This window comes from Coleofasciculus sp. F4-SAH-05, from assembly GCF_040222985.1.
Classification (GTDB): Bacteria; Cyanobacteriota; Cyanobacteriia; order Cyanobacteriales; family Coleofasciculaceae; genus Coleofasciculus; species Coleofasciculus chthonoplastes.
In genome coordinates this window covers 16,621-35,727 of record NZ_JAVKBY010000006.1, presented here as the reverse complement: position 1 = coordinate 35,727, position 19,107 = coordinate 16,621, and the positions used below count along the sequence as shown (strand labels likewise).

Below are 19,107 nucleotides of genomic sequence, written 5' to 3'. Positions count from 1 at the left end.
AAATCGATTGGCGATACTCACGACTTTCGCCTGTGCTAGACTAATTTTAGAGATTAACACATTATTTATTACAATACAAGACTAAGAGAAAATAAAAAGTCGTCCTAAAAGGACGAGGCTTGTATCCCTAGTTCTCGGTCATGAGTCAGGTGACTATAAGAAGAATGTCGCTAACTCCCATAGCCGGAAATTTCGTTTCTGCGTCAAAGCTAAAGTAAGCATCGAGCTTACGGGGAAATTCTTTGAGTGACTTTTCAGGGGAAGTCTAAAAACCTGAGTCGGGGCGGGTTTATTTACATCGGGTTGCGACCGAAAAGATAGTCGTGAAACCCGCCCCTACAGAGGCACCACATACCGTGAAAAGTCAGAATTCTGTGAACCAGTTTCAACGGGTTTAAGCTTTTAGCCCCAACTTTAGTTGAGGGCTGACTGGATCGTGAAATTCGTCCTAAATGTTTTATCGACGTTTGGCGGCTGCTTTTTTCTTGGCAGCTTTTTCAGCTTTCTTGGCAGCTTTTTCGGCTGCGATCGCGGCTAATCGTGCCTGTTCTTTCTCCTCGGCGATTTTATCCAGATAGTAGTGGTAATCGCCCAGATAAGTCCGAAACTCGCCATCACGAATTTCTACAATTTTCGTCGCCACTTGGGAAATAAAATAACGGTCGTGGGAGACAATAATCACGGTGCCGTCATAATGCTGGAGGGCTTCCTCTAACATTTCTTTGGCGGGAATATCCAGGTGATTGGTTGGCTCATCCAATAGGAGTAAATTCGCGGGACGCAGCAGCATTTTGGCTAACGCCAGACGCGCTTTTTCCCCCCCACTCAAGGATTCGACTTTTTTGAAGACGGTTTCACCACTGAATAGAAATCGCCCTAATAAAGTACGAACCTCTTCATTTTTCCAATCGGGAACTTCATCATGGATGGTTTCCATGACGGTTTTAGTTGACTCCAGCGCTTCGGCTTGATTTTGCTCAAAATAGCCGGGGATCACATTATGCTTACCCAGTTCCACAATCCCTTCCGTGGCGTTTTCCATCCCCATCATCAGGTGTAATAGTGTGGATTTTCCTGAGCCATTTGGTCCCAAGAAAGCGATGCGATCGCCCCGTTCAACTAGCAACTCTGCACCGAGGAAAAGAATTTTGTCGTCGTAGGTATGTACCAATTCCTTAATATTAATAACCTCGCGACCACTCCGAGGGGCTGGGGGAAAGCGAAAATGTAAGCTTTTTAAGCTACCCGTTGGTGCTTCAATGCGTTCAACTTTTTCTAACTGTTTCTCACGGCTTTTTGCTTGGGTGCTGCGGGTTGCACTAGCGCGGAATCGTTCAACAAAGGCTTGCTGCTTTTCCAGTTCTTTTTGTTGACGCTCATAGGAGCTGAGTTGGGATTCTTGCATCTCAGCTTTTTGCTGCAAGTACGCCGAATAATTACCCAAGTAGGTGGTAGAGACGCCGCGTTCAGTTTCCACAATCTGGGTACAGAGGCGATCTAGAAATTCCCGGTCATGGGATACTATCACCATCGGGGTTTTTAATCCTTTCAGGTAATTTTCTAACCATTCGATGGTTTCTAAATCGATGTGGTTTGTCGGTTCATCTAACAGTAATATGTCAGGGCTTTGCAGCAGGATTTTGCCCAAACTCATCCGCATTTGCCAACCACCACTGAAGGCGCTAACTAAGCGATCGCCATCTTCGGGGGCAAATCCCATTTCTGGTAATATCTTCTCGATTTGCGCTTCTAGGCTGTACCCATCGAGGGCTTCAAACTGACGCTGCAATTTATCCAACTTGTGGATCAGGCGATCGAGTTGATCGGGATCAGCGGTTTCCATCTCCCGTTGCACCTGCGCCAGATTATGCTGTACTTGGTTGGCTTGTGTAAATACCGTCCAAAATTCTTCGCGCACCGTGCGACTTGGATCAACTTCAAATTCTTGGGTGAGGTAAGCGATGTGGAGACTCGTCGGGCGAATCACTTCCCCATCCGTGGGTTCTATCTCCCCCGCAATAATCTTAAGTTGAGTCGATTTACCCGCACCATTAACGCCAACTAAGCCGATGCGATCGCCCGGTTTGACTTCCCAGTTGACATCCTTGAGAACTTCGCCAGTGGGATAAATTTTACTAATGTGTTCTAGTCTCAGCATGGGTGTATTGTCTCAAGCAGATTACAGCAGGGAGATTGAGCGATCAGACGTTTTAGGTGCGCCGCTGACTCTCCATCCGAGTTTATCGTAACAAAATTTAATGGATCGGTTCGTAGTTGCGCTTTAGCGCCGGTTCGTGCAACCCGAAAGACATCTTTAGGGGGGTTTAGGGGTAAAGCTAGGATCTCTACCGATAATCTATCAACAAAACCCGCCCTTGGTCATACAAAAGAGGGTTGGGTATCGTTTTGTAGGGGCGGGTTTAGCCGTTTAATTAGGATATCTACCAATAACCTTTCAACAAAACCCGCCCTTTGTCATAGTGAAGATAATCTAAAGGGTGCAGCGGGGTTAGCGGTGAGAGGGTATGGAAAAGGAATACAAAGAAGACTTGGCATATATCCACGATGTCGGATTCCGGGATTACGCCCTGAAATCTGCACCTGGTATACTGGCAATTCTCGCTCAACACCAAATACGAGAAGGCTTAGTCGTGGATTTGGGTTGTGGGAGTGGATTATGGGCGCAGGAACTGGTAAAGGCAAATTATCACGTTTTCGGCGTTGATAGTTCAGAGTCTATGATTGCCATAGAACGAACCCGAGTCCTAGAGCGTCGGTCAAGTATTCCTAGAAACCGGGTTTCTCGTCAGGATGACAACGCAATATCAACCTTTCACCCAAAGAAACCCGGTTTCTTGACCGATGTCCTAGAAGCTGAGTTTCAGGTTGAGTCACTATTCAAAGCATGAGTTGGAATTTAACCCTTAGCGAATTACTCCTTGTTGTTGAGCTAATGTGTGATTTAGCACAACCACAGAATTTGCCGATAAATGCCAAGTTTTTACAGTCGAGTTTAGTGCTTTTTTTAGGGCGTCATGTAATGGTGGAAGCCATTCTTCTTTATGTCCATTGATCACTAATAGTAAGCGAAAATCAATTTTTTCTAAATCGAGTGTCTGAAAGAGAGAAGGTAATTCTGTCCATGTTGCATGGCGTTTTAAGCAAGTTGCCATACAGAGATTCAGCCCGTTCGTCAATTTCTCTCTGATTTCTTCGATAAAATCGTCAAACCCTGGTTGTGTTTCAGGACGAGGTGAGCTAGATTTTGCTTCAATAATCAATACCTTTGGTGAATTGGGAGGATATAGCAACAAAAGCTCTGCTATCTTAACGCCTTCCTGGATGTTTTGGTATGTTTGACTTTTTTCAATATGGAAGCAATGTCCTTCTGGATAAGGTCTGAACGTCATTCCAGATTCAATAATCGGTTGAGTGGTCATTGAAAAGCCAGCCCCACTTCTTCTTTGTAAAGCTGGATAGATTCATCAATGATAGGATTACTCGGCAAACCATCTTTTAGATCGGCAATAGTCCACTGTTCAGGATTAGTTGAAATTATTTTGATTGAGATTTCATTGTGTTTTTGAGCGATTAGAAATAATTTTTTGACCACAAAGTAAGAGTGACTTGCCATGAAAAACTGAATTCCGCACTTCGCTAACATAGCGATAATGTCAAGGAATTTGGAAATGGCGTTTGGATGCAGCGCGGCTTCTGGTTCATCAATAAAAATGACTGATTGCGGATCAAGATAGCGGTTTACAAGTAAAATATCGAGAATCGAAATTTTCTTGATGCCTTCTGCTGTAACTCCAATAGAGAACTTTTGATGTCCTTTCTTAAATTGCCAAATTCCTGAACTTTCGTCATCCTCAATTTTGCCGTCTAAGATATCTTTTAGGTTTCTTCGCGATTCAGCAAATTTTCTATAATTTCTGCCACCTTTAGGAGATTGACGCAAGGCGCGGGCTAGATCCAGGTAGGTATCATCAAACCCAAATTTTTTGTCTTTTTCACGAGTTTCTAAAATGATTGAATGCAGAGAAATAACTTCTTTGGCTGGTAAAAAAATTGAGTTACTCTGGCGGGGTGTAACATGATTGTCTAAGTTCTGAATAGTCTTGGTTGTATCTCTGCCGAAAGTATAAACAAATTTTTGATTATCAACGCAAATCTGGAAGGATAAAGGTTCATCCGCTCCTTTTCTCACGAGTTCGCCGATTTTCTCCGTCTCGAATGTCCAGTAAAGTTTGTCTGCCAATATTTCTTCAGCGCTGCGTGGTTCATTGCCCCGTTTATAGGTTTCCAAGGTTCGCATGACACTGTAAAGAGCCTTAAGTAATATTGTTTTACCTGTGCTATTTTTACCAATAATTAAGTTAATATTGCCTAGGTGTTCGCACTTAAGCTGGTCTATCGGACCAAAATTTTTGAGTTGAAGGCTGTTTAGCATGGGTTATTTCTCTCGACTTTCTGCACGGTAACTTGAACTCGACAACAGCCAGAGTGGATTAGCTATGCTTTCTTTATGATAATCTGAATCGGTTGATTGAGCTAACGTAGGGAAGGAGAAATCGAGGAAGGAGTCATTTATCCGATTAAGTCATAAGCTTTGGCTTTAAGCAGAATCATCAGATGCTCTAACTGCTCATATAAATCAAGTTCTGTTGCTTCAGCTTCTGTGAGTGTTCCTTCTCGGTTTTTGTCTAGCAGCGTGCGGAGACGTTCTTGAGCTTCTGCGGAAACTTTAAAGGTAGTGATTTCTTGAGGAGTAGGGCGGGTGATCAGAAAGTCTAGAGCTTCAGTGTATGCAATTGGAGCATCTGTTGGGCTAGTAACAGATGAGATTTGGTTAGGTAAAGGAATTCTGGGGGGAACGGTTTCTACGAGACGCTGTAGTAATTCGGGGAGACGCTCCCGAAGGGGTTCTAGGCGTTGAGCCAGTTCGTCTGGTACGTGAATGGTGAGTTCAGCCATTGGTGCTTTTTCGTGTCTGAAAAACTGTGAGTTGATAACCAGCTTGGATGAGTTATGTTCTCTCTATCTTATGCTGAATCGCACGCTCCTCATATTCTGGTGGGCAGTGCCCACCCTACGGTATATCAAGAGTTTCGGTGATCCCAAAAGGTAAATTTTCAGTGCCATTGATCTGATGCTGAATCGATTGATTGAACTGACGCGATTTCCCTGGCTACATCCCCAACTCTTTTACTTGAATGCTTACCTACGGACTTATCGCCCCTCTAGCCAACTTTCCACATCCTGTAAACTCTCAAAATCTAAAATATCCTCTGTTAAACTTTCCAAATTTTCAAGAGATAAATTTCCAACTCTACTGGTTATTGCAACTGGAATTTCTCCAAAACGCTTTTTTAGTAAACGCATAGCGAGAGCAATAGTTTGTTTAATTCGCCCTTGTTCTTCTGCATAAGTTATCCTCCCTTTCTCATCTTGTAACATTATCCCTCTGCGATCAACTACTTCTAATTCTTCCACCGTCATTTTAGCTTGGTTGGCAATATTTAAAGCGAGTTCTATCTCACTAACTTCGCCTAAACTATCTGGTATTGTATCCAAGGTAGCAGCTTCTTTAATAAAATAAATCCACTTATCACTTAAACTGTTTAATTCTGACAGGGTTTTCTTGAATTTGGGCAATTCTATAAAAATGAGTTGCAATTCTACATCAGGATATTCAAATTTTTTGTTTTTTTCCTGAAAGACAAATTGATTAATCACATCGGGAGTCTGGTTAAACAGGATAAAGTCGGTAATTGTTACCGCAATTACTGGAGTGAGACTGAGATACTCTTCTCCAATTCCTAGTTGATTGCTATAAGCTTTACTCAAGTTATAAATTACCCGTTTACTAAAAGCACTTACCCGCGCTATTTGCATTTCAATTACTACAATAGATCCATCATATAAAACAGCTTTAATATCCAGATAAGTATCTTTTAATGTCATCGCCTGACCCGGATTATAGGGATTGACAATGGTTAACGATTGGATAATTTTTTCCTCTCCATAAATAATGGCATTGAGAAAGCTGATTAATATCTCTTTGCTTTGCTCGGAACCGAATATTTTCTTAAAGGCATAATCGACCTTGGGACTGATAAACTTCATGGTTTCTCCCTTTTTAGCCTGAAGTGATGGAATCTTCGTTTATGTTATCACAAAAAACTGTATCAAAAGCTTATGACTGCGTAACAGCGCATCCCCTAACATGGTTTCTATAGTGCCAGAGGCAAATGACTCATCCAAATACAAGCCAATAAACTCCTCGGCTGCTGCCGGATTAATCGTATTCAGTCCCTTCCTAATTTCTAGGATGGCATCGCCGACGGGATCTGCTACCTCATAAACCCAGCGGTGAACATTAGAACGCCCCACTTTCATTACCACGGCTAACCGATTTTGGGTAATGCCATAACGTTGCAAGACCTGTTTGAGTGCTTTGCCTGCTTTTCCCATGCCTGAGATTGTGTCAAAGGCTGACAACCGGATAAATGTTGACAAAGCCTGTTCCCTATAACGACTCCTTACCCTCATCTGACTCATCCAGATACAACCTAATGAACTCGTCGGCTGCCGTTGGATTAAGCTTATTCAGCCCTTTCCTAATTTCGAGAATGGCATCACCTCCTGGATCTCGACTCTCATTGACCCAGTGGTGAATTGTTGATCGCCCAATACCCATGGCTACCGCCAACTTGTTTTGGCTAATGCCGTAGGTTTCCAACACCTGTCTTAAAGATTTTCCTGCCTTTCGCATGGTTTCTATCGTGCCAGAGGCAAATGACTCATCTAAATACAAGCCAATAAACTCCTCGGCTACTACCGGATTAATCTTCTTCAGCCCTTTTCTAATTTCTAAGATGGCATCACCTCCAGGATCTCGATTTTCATTCACCCAACGGTTGATACTAGAACGCCCAATACCCATCGCCACCGCCAACTTATTTTGGCTAATGCCATAGGCTTCTAACACTTGATTTAGCACTGTCCCTGCTTTTCCCATGCCAAAATTTTGTCAAAGGCTCATGAAGGCGAAATGCTAACAAAACACCTTCTCTAAGACTGTTCCTCATCCTCCTCTGACTCATCCAGATACAAACGAATGAACTCTTCTGCTGCTGCTGGATTAATCGTATTCAGTCCCTTCCTAATTTCTAGGATGGCATCGCCGACAGGATCGGCAACCTCATAAACCCAGCGGTGAACATTAGAACGCCCAACTTGCATTACCACGGCTAACCGATTTTGGGTAATGCCATAACGTTGCAAGACCTGTTTGAGTGCTTTGCCTGCTTTTCCCATGCCTCAGATTGTGTCAGAGGCTCATAACTGAGTAAATGTTCCATATATGGAAAACTCAGGTATGATGGTTTTGTTCCACATAAGGAACAAAACAAAAAAAGCAGTTAAATCCTTATGACACAAGAGTTTATTCCCAACCCAACCCCCAACCCGCAAACCCCTCTCCCTGCCAATCCACCATCAGAACCCAATCGAGTCCCCCTAAAAGTTCTAGTCATCAGCACGCCCCAAGGCGTCAGTAACACCATTCACACTTTTTACCGGCTTGGCTACGCCCAAGTCAGTGAATGGAGTAAACCTCAGCCGACTCAAAATCCTGGTGAGGTTATGAGTATCATGATCCGCCGTATTCAGGTTGACTAATCGGCAGCACAAATAACCTAACCCCTTCTGTCGCTAAGAAGGGGGAACAAGACACTCATCTCAAATCACGAATAGTCATGCAATCGCTACGCCACCGCATCAATCACCAAACCTTTGTCATCACCCTCCCACAAATCGCCAAACATCTGAAAATTAACCCAAAGCGCATCCTCAACTGGGAAAAGTGGTATAACGTCCTCTGGGTACATATCGAAGGATTGGGCGGTTACTTTATTAGTTACCGCCAGCTAGAACAGTGGATTGCCGCTTGTCGTACCCTAATCCGCTTCTGCCCAAACCTGGAAACCCTAAATACCCTTTGGTTACTCATCCAGCAAGAATCTCAACGATACACAAAAGAAGGCTTTTCTCGACTCGAAGCCATCTGGCAACAACGGCAAACATATTTGTGCGATCGCTATGGCAAAATGAGGTAATCTCGGCAAACACGATTAGAAAGATACCCTAATGTTAAGAATCGGTAAAATACTCACCGCTTTATCACTCTCCCTATTTTTACTGGTAACGGCTTGTGCCGCACCATCCACCGCTCCCCCACCCTCTACCGAAGCGCCTCAAACTAGCACTCAGGCTCCCACAGGTGAATCTTTGGCTGGGGGGCAATTTAATCAATTCTTCCCCAACGCTAGCGGTGATTATCAGCGAGTGTTTGCCCAAGAGAAAACTGGATTTGCCGAAGCCAAGTTGAAACAGGATGGCAAGGATGTGGCGGTGCTGTCGATTAATGATTTAGCTAATAACCCAAGTGCAGCTAAGAAATTCCAGGATAGTTCTAAAACAATTGCCGGGTATCCTGCTGTCGAACGGGGGAAGACACAAACCGCGATTCTAGTTCGCGATCGCTTCCAAGTCAAAGTCCAATCCCGTGACGACTCTTTTACCCCTAGCGATCGCGAAGCTTGGTTAGAGAAATTTAACCTGCAAGGATTATCCCAGCTCAAATAAAATTGGTCATTCGTCACAACACTGATTTCACAGATTTATTGTCCAGATGCGGGTAGGAGATGAAAGTTTAGTTACACTGATTACACAGAAAGGTTAGTTCTCTATCATTTGTGATTGGTCATTTGGCGAAAACTAAAAGCACTACTTAAACAATTTCGAGGAAACTGTAAATGAGTAAATCTATTATTGAATTAGTTGATAACTTACCTCAAGGTGGATTAACCGTTTCCGTCTTGAAAGCCTTAGACTTTGTGGCTCCCGGTGATTGGCAAAATATAGTCGGCTTTGAAAATACCGTGCGGGACGTTACAGGGGAAGATGATCCAGCATTAATTCAGGATATTAGTGAACGCGCTCTTTGGCTCTATAACGACAAGTCTCAAGGCTATCAACGGGCAATTTGGCTGTTCCAGTCTGTTGATAGTGCGGATTTTGCCCTCGGTGCGGCAGCTTTAGCCAATAAAATCGGTGAACGAGTTTCATTTCTGGGATTTTTAAATCGACTTACTCCCAAAGCTGATACGGCACAAACTATCGATCTATGTTTAAAAGTTGTGGCAGAATTGGTGGCGTTTTGTCAAATTAATGGCATTCCTGGAGACAGTATCGGGGATTTTGTCAATGCTTTAGCTGACTATAGCGGTGAGTCGATGATCCGGATGGCGGGACTTATCTGTCTTGATGGTTTGATTCCCCTGGGTCCCGATTTCATTCAAGCCGCGCAATCGACTCTTTCTGGATTAAGTCCCTCGCGATTAGAGCAAAATTCCACCTTCCAACAAATCAGTGGCTTGATTCCGGGAAATAGTTCTGAAGGAAAGCTGAACTTTATTGGGGAAAGCTTCGATGCGGTGAAAGGTTGGATGGGTGGCGTAGTCGCGGCGAGAGGGTTAACGCCACAAAAGGTGGTTAATAATCTGCAAGGATTTGTGGAAATTGCGGATGATAAGTTGGATTATCTGGCTGCGTTTTTAGACACATCAACGAATTATTACGAACATACTGGTACTCAAACCGTCGCCCGCCGTTTAATTGAACGAGCAGCGGCTGAAATTTGATAGAACAATTCCCCGTTCAATCTATAAAAAGTAGACGGCGAATGAGTAGACGGCGAATGGAATTCACGTCTACACAAACAAAGTCCGCCTGCGCGGACTTTTAAGACAAATTTTAGTTAATTTCCCCCAACCCCCCTCATTCCCCTTATAGATCCCCCTTCCGTCCCCCTTCAAAAAGGGGAGACCAGTCGTTACACAAAACTAAAGTAACTATCATTCAAACTCAGACTGCTTTCACCTTGTACAATACCAATCAATTCATCTTGACCTGATGGTGTAGAAGACTGGAGGAAAACGCCAATTCCTGATGGTAAACTGGGGGAAACAGTGGCGAGTTGATAGTCAGCCACACTGCCATGAAGTTCGATGATATCTTGATTGATATCAAAATCAGTAATTAGGGCGTAATCGGTAGAACCATCGGTTGTCCCGTTAGCATCATCGTAATAAGCGCTGAATACATCTCCAAGTTGGAACACATCTGCACCAAAGCCACCGATAAGACTATCCACTTCTCCTAAACCAGGATTTGCCAGATTGAGTTCAACACCGATTAACAGATCATCGCCGCGATCGCCAAATAACATATCATTCCCTGTACCGCCGAAGAGATAGTCATCGCCGCGATCGCCAAATAGCATATCACTTCCGGCTTCACCAAACAGGTTATCATCGCCGCGATCGCCAAACAGGGTATCATTGCCGCCACCGCCGACTAAATCATCATCATCGCGCAAGCCAGAGAGAATGTCATCACCGGGAGTGCCAAACAAGGTATCATCGTCATCGGTACCAATGAGTTCAGTATCGGAAATTAGCACATTGTCATAATCCACAAATAAACCATTATTAGAATTATTGGTTTCATCGGTTTCAGGAAGTGTTCCGTCTTGATCAATGATCATGCCAATGTAGTAAATTCCATCACCATTCCAGGTAGAATCGTTAATTCCTGGCAAGGTTAACCCCGTTGTATAAGCACCAATGCTGTTAGCCGCTAAACCATTAATTGTCGTACTCCCGAGAAATTGATCCGCCTTATCGATAGTATTATCGGTAGAAACGTAGAAAGAAACATCAAACGCTCCGGCGGTAAACATTTCCGTATTTTGCACTTCAAAATTGACATCGAAGTTATCACCAGCGGCTAAGGGTTCCTGCACTAAGTTGAAATCTACGCCAACTAAATCCGCCAGTTGGGTATTATTGATGACCACATTATCCGTATCCAACATCAAGCCAACATTGGCATTATCCGTTTCAATTGTTTCCGTGATATCATCACCAGAATCAATCATCATGCCGATATGGTAGCTGCCATCTCCACTCCAGAACGCATCATTAGCTTCAGGGAGAATAAAGTTGCTAGTAAACGTGCCACTGCTATTGGCTGCCAATCCAGTGAAACTGATTGTATTCAGTAGTAAATCTGAGTTGCTAATATTGCTATCACTGGACAAATATAAGGAGACATCAAATGCACCAGCCGCTGCTGCACCACTATTTTCAATCGTCAAGTCAATGTCGAAACTATCACCAGCATTGAGCGGTTCTGGAGTGACATTTAAATTCAGTCCAGACAAGTTTGCCATTTGGGTATTATTGATGACAACATCATCGTAATCGAACAAAAAGCCAACATTTGAGTTATTGGTTTCATTGATTTCCGTAACATCTGCCCCAGAATCAACCCGCATTCCGATGTAATAGGTATCATCTCCATATAAATCCCAGACGGAATGATTAACACCGGGCAAGTTTAAGCTAGTGGTAAAGGAGCCTGTGTTGTTCCCCGCTAAACCATTAATCGTGGTACTGCCTAACAGATGATCCGTGGTACTGATGTAGTTATTATTGGAGAGATAGAAAGACACATCAAAAGCACCAGCGCTACTTCCTGTATTGCTAATGTCAAAATCAATGTCAAAACTATCACCGGCATCAAGGGGTTCTGGAGTGACATCAAAATACAACCCAGATAAGTCAGCCATTTGGGTATTATTGATGACAACATCATCGTAATCGAACAAAAAGCCAACATTTGAGTTATTGGTTTCATTGACTTCTGTAATATCTGCCCCTGAATCAACCCGCATTCCGATGTAATAGGTATCATCTCCATATAAATCCCAGACGGAATGATTAACACTGGGTAAGTTTAAGCTAGTGGTAAAGGAGCCTGTGTTGTTCCCGGCTAACCCATTAATCGTGGTACTGCCTAACAGATGATCCGTGGTACTGATGTAGTTATTATTGGAGAGATAGAAAGACACATCAAAAGCACCAGCGCTACTACCTGTATTGGTAATGTCAAAATCAATGTCAAAACTATCACCGGCATCTAGAGGTTCTGGATTAACATTAAAGTCCCACCCCCACAAATCAGCTAATTGGGTATTGTTAATTACCACATCATCGTAGTCGTACAAAAAGCCGACATTAGAATTGTTGGTTTCATTGGTTTCGGTGACATCTGCTCCCGAATCAACCTGCATACCGATGTAATAGGTATCATCTCCATATAAATTCCAGAAGGAATGATTAACACCGGGCAAGTTTAAGCTGGTGGTAAAGGAGCCTGTGTTGTTCCCGGCTAACCCATTAATCGTGGTACTGCCTAACAGATGAAATCAGGTTTTCCCAGATATCAACTGCGTATTCAAACGCTGTTTGAGCTTCGGTGGAAAAACCGTTATAGTTAACGTTGATTGTAGAGGGTTGAGTTTGAGCTGCTAACAGATTTGGCGTTGTCGTTGATTCTGCCTGTTGAGTCCCGTTGTCAGTGAGATCTAAGCCTGTTTGCCTACCTGAAATGATGCTGGCTTGAGGTGTCTGATCAAAATTCTCAGTTGCCGTACCCGAACTATCCGTGTCAATAGACAAATTCTCGGCTTCTGCTACACCAAAGAAATTACCAAACATCAGAGCTAATTCGGTGGAGGTGGAGAAGGATTCGTCGTGAGATGCCATAAGAGTCTCTCCTGTGTAGGGAAAATTGTGTGCAGATGTCAGATGTTGACCTCTCTGCCCTCTTGTGTCTCTCAGGAGTTGACCCTTATGCAGTTTTTTGGGAAGGAAATTTAATTTTACAAAAGTTTATTTTTACTTGACAAACTGGCATTAAACAGATATAAAAAATCCATTGTCTGTCAGTCGCGGTAACGTTTCAACCCAGTTAATAGAATAAACGCGATCGCGAATCCCCCAGCAACTCCGGAAATCAGCAGAGTATCCGGATGACGTACTGCGATCGCAATATACGCCCAAGCAATCACTAGAGGAAAAGCAATATCTGATCGCTGCCTAATCACCGTTGCTGTAATCGCCGCCCCGACAATCAGGGCAATTGCCGTCCACACTGAGGGATTAATCCCCCATCCATTCCAGTCAAGGTCATAGAGTACAATTGCCACATTCAGAATCGTGGCGACACTAATCCACGCCAAATAGATACTCACGGGAATGTGAATATACCATTTCTGTTTCCGAGACACCCTGACAGAACCAATACCCAACCGCCAATACACTCGAATCAGTGGCACTAAAATCCCCAGCATCGCCACCAGCGACAGCGCAAACTGGCGATACTGGAACAAAAATACCCAAACAATCTGGGCAACACTCGCCAGCACTAAACCATAACCCATCTGACGCAGATAAGTATTTTGCCCCTGGTTGGGCAATACCTGATAGATCCCCAGACTAATCAAACCCAGATAAATGATCCCCCATATAGCAAAAGCATAGCTGGCTGGGATAATCTTAATTTCCCCAAAGAGAGTATTGGAGATTTCGCCGATTGTTAGTCCACCAATCGGCGCGATATTTGCCCAGACATTAATACCAAAAGCGGCAATGATCGCACTCAATGTGAGAACTTGCCGGAGGCGATCTGAGTTTAAATAGGAATTGAGCCGTTTCATATTCTCACCGAGTTCAAATCTCGGTTATGCTGAAGATCACTTGAGTTTTTGCTTAATAAATGACACAAGTTGTCCCATTTGTTTTTTCAACCCATCAACTTCTGACTGTAAATGTTCAATTTTTGCATTTAATGCTTGAACTTCGTCTGATGAAACACCAGGATCTTCACCCGCAGGGGCTTCTTCTTTGGGTGGCGGAGCCATAACGGGGCGTTTTTTCGCCTTCGCCATCGCTTCCTTGATCGCATCAACCAGTTGCTTCTTTTCAAAGGGCTTTTCGACGAAGGCAAAATACTCAAACGGCTCCGGTATCTTCTCCGTTACTTCTTCCTTACGACCTGACATTAATACTAAAGGAATGCTCTGGAGAGTACCGTCACTTTGAATGTGTTGAAAAACATCCCAACCACTCATTTTAGGCAGCAGAAAATCTAACATAATTAGGTTGGGATGCTCCTGACGGATCTGATTAAGACCTTCAATACCATCTTTGGCTTCTAACACTTCAAAGTTACCGGGCGGCAACATTTCTTTAACACGCATCCGGATGACTCTACTGTCATCAATAACTAATATTTTATGGCTTGCCACGACTGACTCCTTTGGAGAGGTAAAAGAAAAACGTCTTCAGCCCAGGTAGACCAGACCCCATAACTCCACTCAGACAGACCTCACAGAATCTGTTTTCGGGAAAACAACGGATGACTGACCGACACCTGTAACTCTTTTGCTGTTTTGAGATTGAACCCAAAAGCACTCATTGTCCATGATTCTAGATTAATCTGCTTGGTTGGTTGAGAGCAAAACTCGGCTCAAATCAGAGTCAGAGTAAAATGCTCTACCATTTGTATCGTACAGAGTAACACTGTTGCTGATAGCTCACCACAATTATTATGGATTTGCCGACTCAACCCAATCTGTCTGCTAAAAACCGTTGGCGAGAGGAAATCACTGCCCTACCCAGTTGGTTGCGACGCCCCATTGGTAATGCTAGTGATATCTCCACGGTGCAGCGCATTGTGAAACAACGGCAAATTCACACGATCTGTGAAGAGGGGCGCTGTCCCAATCGGGGGGAGTGTTATGCCAACAAAACGGCGACCTTTTTGCTGATGGGTCCAACCTGCACCCGTGCTTGTGCGTTTTGTCAAGTTGATAAGGGTCATTCTCCTATGCCCCTTGATCCTGAAGAACCCCAGAAAATTGCCGAATCGGTTCAGTTGTTGGGATTGCGGTATGTGGTACTGACATCAGTGGCGCGAGATGATTTACCGGATCAGGGTGCGGGTTGGTTTGTTGCCACAATGGATGCCATCCGGCGACTGAATCCAGATACTCAGATTGAGGTGCTAACAGCAGATTTTTGGGGCGGGAGAGGTAAGGAGAATCAAACGCCAACCGAGTTGCAGCGTCAACGGGTGAAAACGGTGGTTCAGGCGCGTCCAGCTTGTTATAACCACAATATTGAAACCGTGAAACGACTACAGGGACAAGTGCGCCGAGGTGCCCAATACGAGCGATCGCTTGATGTTCTCCGCTTCGTTAAAACCTTTGATCCGACAATTCCCACCAAGTCAGGATTGATGGTGGGACATGGAGAGACGGAAGCCGAGGTGATCGAAGCCATGGAGGATTTACGCCGTGCTGAATGCGATCGCCTTACCCTAGGACAATATATGCGTCCCTCTCTGGAACACCTGAGAGTGCAGCGCTATTGGACACCCGAGGAATTTGAGCGACTGGGTGCGATCGCTAAAGACATGGGTTTCACTCATGTCCGTTCGGGTCCCTTGGTTCGCAGTTCCTATCACGCGGGTGAATGACCTGAATTAATGGGATTCAGTAGGAAGACAAGGAAACAGGGAATAGTGATTGGATTCATCAAGCCTGATCGTGTGTGGTTCGCCCACCCATATTCAAAGTCTTGACTCAGATACCGGGCGAACGGCACAACAGGTATTAAACGAGGCGAAACATATATCGAAGCCGACTTGGTTGGCAAATCCGATACAGTGCGATCGGCACATAAATACCTAGGGCTGTGCCAAGGATAAGGTGCGCGATCGGATTGGTAAACCCGAAGACATATTGGAGGAAAATTCGTAGTGGAGCCGAAGCGATTGTATGAGCCACGAATATTTCTAGCGACAACCTTCCCCACTGTTTCACAACGTCAATTCTATTAAACCGATCCAGGAGAATTGCCAAAGCAACTGAGGCGGCGATGCCAAAGATAGCCACTATAGGCGTCAGTAATTTGACCGCCATCAAATTGAACCCAACCGCTAATCCCACAGCACAAAATCCACCACTTGTAACAACAAGCAAAGTTTGGGTTTTCCATTGACTCAACTGTGACATTAATCGACTACTGCCTACTACCGCACCTAAGGCGAGGTAGATAGCATAGCGGCGGACTGAATATAAAACCCTCCACGAACCTAAGCCAACATCAGCAATTTGCGTCAAGTAAAACAAAATCGCCAAAATTAAAAATACTCTGGAAGAAACATTGAGTTTGTGGACAATTACGTAGACCACCATGATGACAAACAATGTGTAGAGAAACCAATATTGCATCACAGGTTGGTAGATAATTCGCCACAAGTTACTCAAGGAAACTGAACTATTGGTATAACTCGATACTATAGCCTGCAGGACAGTCTGAAGCACCGACCAGATAACGTAGGGGTAGGCGATAACTTTGAGCTTACTGACGACAAATTCTCTTAGCGGTTTAGAGGCTGAACGCTCAATAAATAATCCTGAAAGGTAAAAAAAAAGTGGCATGTGAAAGGAATAAATCCACTGATCAATCGAGACAATTCCCGTTGAATTATCAATGATTGAGCTATTAACTAAACCTCGGAGCGTATGACCAAAAACGACTAAAAGTATTCCGATACCCTTGGCATAATCAATCCATTGAACCCGCTGTTTAGTCGCTAATGGAGTCTGGGTCTGTCTAGAGATATTACCCATCAGCCAATCCTCAACTCAGAGTGCATATCTATGGGAATGTTTAATTATACTGAAAATCAAACACTTTGGGATTTATAGCGCTACGCTAGGCGTGTATTTACACATTAGAAATTTAGGCTTTATCAGGAGTATATTAGAACATTTGTACTGCAACTACGTGAAAGCGTACTGCTATAGGTTAGATTTTAACAGATCGAAACTTAATTTTGGATCTTAAGCGCATAGTCCCGGAACCGATCCAAATCGGCTTGAATCGTAGACTCGACAATTTGACCTAAAAATAAACCATCCATCAACTTACCTAAGATGCCGGGAATATCGTAAGCCACCGTAAGTTTAACAACACTACTTCCGTGGCGATCATAAAAACGCACTGCACCCCGATTCGGTAAACCATCAACAGATTCCCACTGAATAATCTGATGGGGTACTAATTTCAAAATGCGAGAGATCCAGCTAAATTCAAAGCCACTGCTGGCGAGTTTCCAACGGGATAAATCTGGATTATCTTCTAATACTTGTACCGAGTCAATCCACTTCATCCAGCGAGGCATTTGCTCTAAATCAGACCAGAGGCTCCAAACGGTTTCCATTGGCACCTCAACTTCAACCTGTACACTGTGTTCTAGCCAGTCAGAGTTATTTGTCATTTGTCATTTGTCATTTGTCATTTGTCATTTGTCATTGGAACAATCTTCATCCAGCTCCCCCTGCTTCCCCTGCTCCCTCAGCTTCCCAGCTTCATCGTATCTACGAAGCTGTTCAACTATTTCCATGTCTACCCCTACACACCTACTTCCCCGGTTCTTAGATATCGTTTAACTTGTGGTAATGAGAGTTGGTTCTACAGATGTTTGTCCATGTTCGAGAATCGCTTTAGCCGCACGCCGTCCAGATAGGGTCGCTCCTTCCATACTATCGATGTAATCTTGTTGAGTGTAGCTACCTGCCAAGAAGAAGTTGCTCACTGAGGTTTTTTGGTTAGGACGATAGGGGTCCATTCCTGGAGCTTCTCGGTAAAGAGATTGAGCTAATTTAACCACACTGTACCAGGTCATGTTCAATTCCCGCGAAGAGGGGAAGAGTTCGTGGACTTGCTGGAGGACATGGTGGGCGATGGATTCATTAGTTTGCCGGATAAATGGATCACCGGGCGTTAGTACTAATTGCAACAGTGACCCTTGTCCTTCTTTGTAATAGTCACCGGGACTGGTTAAGGCTAAGTCGGCAAAGCAGGAGAAGTCCGCATCGGGAGTATAGAGGAGATTATCCATCCCTGTAGCTTGTGCCAGTTGCTTCCTTTTTTGAGGATCATGGAGTTCTGTCACCCAGCCATCAAACTGCAGTTGTACGGTGGCGACAGGTACGGTGTCTAGGTTATAGAGATTGTCAAACTCTGACCATTTGCGCCATGATTCTGGCAACAGACGCTGCACTCCTGGCACATCGGCGGCGCAAACGTAAGCATCGGCGGTAATGGTTTCTTCGCTTTCGCCTTGGGCGATGACTAAACCTGTCACGTTGGCTGAGTCTCCTGTCTCGGTATAGAGGATTTCTCTAACTCGTCGCCGGGTATAAATTTTTGCCCCTCGCGCTTCCAGGTAATTGATAATCGGTTGATGTAAATATTCATTCGGCGAACCTTCCAGCATCCTGAGAACTGAGGCTTCTGTTTTCGCCGCAAAAAACTGGAAGATTGTCAACATGCAACGGGCAGAGATATTCTCCGTATCGATAAAACCGAGGGCGTAGGCGATGGGATTCCACATTCGCTTTAAGCTGCCGTTAGAACCCCCATGCTTGCGGAACCAGTCGGCAAAGCTGATTTTATCTAAGTCGCGAATGGTTTTCATTGCCCCGTCAAAGTCAATCAAGCCACGTACTAGGGGACTGGTTCCGAGTGCGATCGCGTTTTGTAGCTTATCCTGAGGTGATAGCTGGGAGGTGGTGAAAAAGGCTTTGAGTCCATTAAACGGCGCTCCTGTAATAAAGCGAAAGTCTAGCGCCCCCGTGCGCCCACCCCGATTAATAAAGGTATGGGTATGTTCCTTGAGACGTAGGTTCTCCAATGCCCCTACCTTCTGCATCAAGTCAAACAAGTTGTAGTAACAGCCAAAAAATACGTGCAACCCCATCTCGATGTGATTGCCCTCGGCGTCTACCCAACTGCCAACTTTGCCGCCCACGAATGGACGGGATTCAAACAGTTCTACCTCATGTCCGGCATCGACTAATTCTACAGCCGTCGCCATTCCGGCAAGTCCTGCCCCAACGATCGCAACGCGCATCGTAGCCCTTCCTTTTCAGTTTTCTTTACAGATTGTAATAGAATTTGGGTTCCAGATGCAGCTTATCGGCTTGCGATCGCCGTTGCTCCCAGTTTTGTTTGCAGGGATGAAATCTTGATAAAGTTGGCTAAACCGACTTGCTGATGTCAGCCAATAGGAATTAGAATGTAGAAAGTGTCTTACGTGTTATACATTAGGTATTAC

The 19,107-nt window shown here is 44.3% G+C and carries 20 protein-coding genes and 3 pseudogenes; 7 read left to right on the top strand and 16 right to left on the bottom strand.

Going from position 1 to position 19,107, the window contains the following annotated elements:
- Positions 1-457: 457 nt before the first annotated feature.
- Positions 458-2,158 carry an ABC-F family ATP-binding cassette domain-containing protein gene (locus RIG27_RS00735; RefSeq protein WP_446341517.1) on the bottom strand — a complete coding sequence of 567 codons (1,701 nt, stop codon included), beginning with the start codon at positions 2,156-2,158 and terminating at the stop codon, positions 458-460.
- Between the two features lie 367 nt (positions 2,159-2,525).
- Between RIG27_RS00735 and RIG27_RS00730 the strand changes: the two are divergent.
- Positions 2,526-2,786: pseudogene (locus tag RIG27_RS00730) on the top strand (methyltransferase domain-containing protein); the annotation flags it as partial.
- 138 nt (positions 2,787-2,924) lie between these two features.
- Here RIG27_RS00730 and RIG27_RS00725 read toward each other — a convergent pair.
- From RIG27_RS00725 to RIG27_RS00690, 8 genes and pseudogenes are all read right to left on the bottom strand, one after another.
- On the bottom strand, positions 2,925-3,440 hold the full coding sequence (locus tag RIG27_RS00725) for a hypothetical protein (protein WP_446341515.1): 516 nt from the start codon (positions 3,438-3,440) through the stop codon (positions 2,925-2,927).
- Positions 3,437-4,453: an AAA family ATPase gene (locus RIG27_RS00720; protein WP_446341513.1), complete on the bottom strand. Its 1,017-nt coding sequence runs from the start codon at positions 4,451-4,453 to the stop codon at positions 3,437-3,439. Before RIG27_RS00720 ends, RIG27_RS00725 begins: the two co-directional genes overlap by 4 nt.
- Before the next feature lie 137 nt (positions 4,454-4,590).
- Entirely contained in the window at positions 4,591-4,977 is a 387-nt protein-coding gene (locus RIG27_RS00715) for a hypothetical protein (protein ID WP_446341511.1), read from the bottom strand.
- A gap of 255 nt (positions 4,978-5,232) precedes the next feature.
- Positions 5,233-6,129: an Rpn family recombination-promoting nuclease/putative transposase gene (locus RIG27_RS00710; protein WP_446341509.1), complete on the bottom strand. Its 897-nt coding sequence runs from the start codon at positions 6,127-6,129 to the stop codon at positions 5,233-5,235.
- A 126-nt stretch (positions 6,130-6,255) separates the two neighbouring features.
- Positions 6,256-6,477 (bottom strand): annotated as a pseudogene (locus RIG27_RS00705) (helix-turn-helix domain-containing protein); the annotation flags it as partial.
- 55 nt (positions 6,478-6,532) lie between these two features.
- Positions 6,533-6,778 (bottom strand): helix-turn-helix domain-containing protein, encoded by a 246-nt coding sequence (locus RIG27_RS00700; protein ID WP_446341521.1) that lies wholly within the window; start codon positions 6,776-6,778, stop codon positions 6,533-6,535.
- Between the two features lie 24 nt (positions 6,779-6,802).
- A pseudogene (locus tag RIG27_RS00695) lies at positions 6,803-7,024 on the bottom strand (helix-turn-helix domain-containing protein); the annotation flags it as partial.
- Between the two features lie 53 nt (positions 7,025-7,077).
- On the bottom strand, positions 7,078-7,323 hold the full coding sequence (locus RIG27_RS00690) for a helix-turn-helix domain-containing protein (RefSeq protein ID WP_446341507.1): 246 nt from the start codon (positions 7,321-7,323) through the stop codon (positions 7,078-7,080).
- A 114-nt stretch (positions 7,324-7,437) separates the two neighbouring features.
- Between RIG27_RS00690 and RIG27_RS00685 the strand changes: the two genes are divergently transcribed.
- From RIG27_RS00685 to RIG27_RS00670, 4 genes are all read left to right on the top strand, one after another.
- Positions 7,438-7,686, top strand: coding sequence for a hypothetical protein (locus RIG27_RS00685; RefSeq protein ID WP_446341505.1), 249 nt, complete (start codon positions 7,438-7,440; stop codon positions 7,684-7,686).
- Between the two features lie 77 nt (positions 7,687-7,763).
- Positions 7,764-8,123, top strand: coding sequence for a hypothetical protein (locus RIG27_RS00680; RefSeq protein ID WP_446341503.1), 360 nt, complete (start codon positions 7,764-7,766; stop codon positions 8,121-8,123).
- Between the two features lie 31 nt (positions 8,124-8,154).
- A complete protein-coding gene (locus tag RIG27_RS00675) occupies positions 8,155-8,652 on the top strand; it encodes a hypothetical protein (RefSeq protein ID WP_446341501.1) in 498 nt (165 codons plus the stop codon).
- 170 nt (positions 8,653-8,822) lie between these two features.
- The gene (locus RIG27_RS00670) at positions 8,823-9,710 is read left to right on the top strand and encodes a hypothetical protein (protein WP_446341499.1); all 888 of its coding nucleotides are present in this window, start codon (positions 8,823-8,825) and stop codon (positions 9,708-9,710) included.
- A 191-nt stretch (positions 9,711-9,901) separates the two neighbouring features.
- Here RIG27_RS00670 and RIG27_RS00665 read toward each other — a convergent pair whose 3' ends face one another.
- The 4 genes from RIG27_RS00665 to RIG27_RS00650 all read right to left on the bottom strand — a co-directional run bounded on the left by RIG27_RS00665 (position 9,902) and on the right by RIG27_RS00650 (position 14,224).
- Complete coding sequence (locus RIG27_RS00665; protein ID WP_446341497.1) at positions 9,902-12,265, bottom strand: CARDB domain-containing protein; 2,364 nt, start codon at positions 12,263-12,265, stop codon at positions 9,902-9,904.
- Between the two features lie 46 nt (positions 12,266-12,311).
- A complete protein-coding gene (locus RIG27_RS00660) occupies positions 12,312-12,680 on the bottom strand; it encodes a hypothetical protein (RefSeq protein WP_446341495.1) in 369 nt (122 codons plus the stop codon).
- Positions 12,681-12,859: 179 nt separating this feature from the next.
- A complete protein-coding gene (locus RIG27_RS00655) occupies positions 12,860-13,633 on the bottom strand; it encodes a tryptophan-rich sensory protein (protein WP_446341493.1) in 774 nt (257 codons plus the stop codon).
- Between the two features lie 36 nt (positions 13,634-13,669).
- Positions 13,670-14,224 carry a response regulator gene (locus RIG27_RS00650; RefSeq protein ID WP_446341491.1) on the bottom strand — a complete coding sequence of 185 codons (555 nt, stop codon included), beginning with the start codon at positions 14,222-14,224 and terminating at the stop codon, positions 13,670-13,672.
- A gap of 302 nt (positions 14,225-14,526) precedes the next feature.
- Between RIG27_RS00650 and lipA the strand changes: the two genes are divergently transcribed.
- Positions 14,527-15,456, top strand: coding sequence for a lipoyl synthase (lipA, locus tag RIG27_RS00645; RefSeq protein WP_446341489.1), 930 nt, complete (start codon positions 14,527-14,529; stop codon positions 15,454-15,456).
- Between the two features lie 136 nt (positions 15,457-15,592).
- On the opposite strand, the gene RIG27_RS00640 is transcribed toward lipA, so the two are convergent.
- Together RIG27_RS00640 and RIG27_RS00635 are read right to left on the bottom strand one after the other, a co-directional pair.
- Complete coding sequence (locus RIG27_RS00640) at positions 15,593-16,615, bottom strand: acyltransferase family protein (RefSeq protein ID WP_446341487.1); 1,023 nt, start codon at positions 16,613-16,615, stop codon at positions 15,593-15,595.
- A gap of 200 nt (positions 16,616-16,815) precedes the next feature.
- The gene (locus RIG27_RS00635; RefSeq protein WP_446341485.1) at positions 16,816-17,265 is read right to left on the bottom strand and encodes an SRPBCC family protein; all 450 of its coding nucleotides are present in this window, start codon (positions 17,263-17,265) and stop codon (positions 16,816-16,818) included.
- Here RIG27_RS00635 and RIG27_RS00630 point away from each other — a divergent pair.
- Positions 17,259-17,426 carry a hypothetical protein gene (locus RIG27_RS00630; RefSeq protein WP_446341483.1) on the top strand — a complete coding sequence of 56 codons (168 nt, stop codon included), beginning with the start codon at positions 17,259-17,261 and terminating at the stop codon, positions 17,424-17,426. The two genes, RIG27_RS00635 and RIG27_RS00630, sit on opposite strands and share 7 nt — an antisense overlap.
- A gap of 7 nt (positions 17,427-17,433) precedes the next feature.
- On the opposite strand, the gene zds is transcribed toward RIG27_RS00630, so the two are convergent.
- A complete protein-coding gene (gene zds / locus RIG27_RS00625) occupies positions 17,434-18,903 on the bottom strand; it encodes a 9,9'-di-cis-zeta-carotene desaturase (RefSeq protein ID WP_446341481.1) in 1,470 nt (489 codons plus the stop codon).
- Between the last annotated feature and the right edge of the window lie 204 nt (positions 18,904-19,107).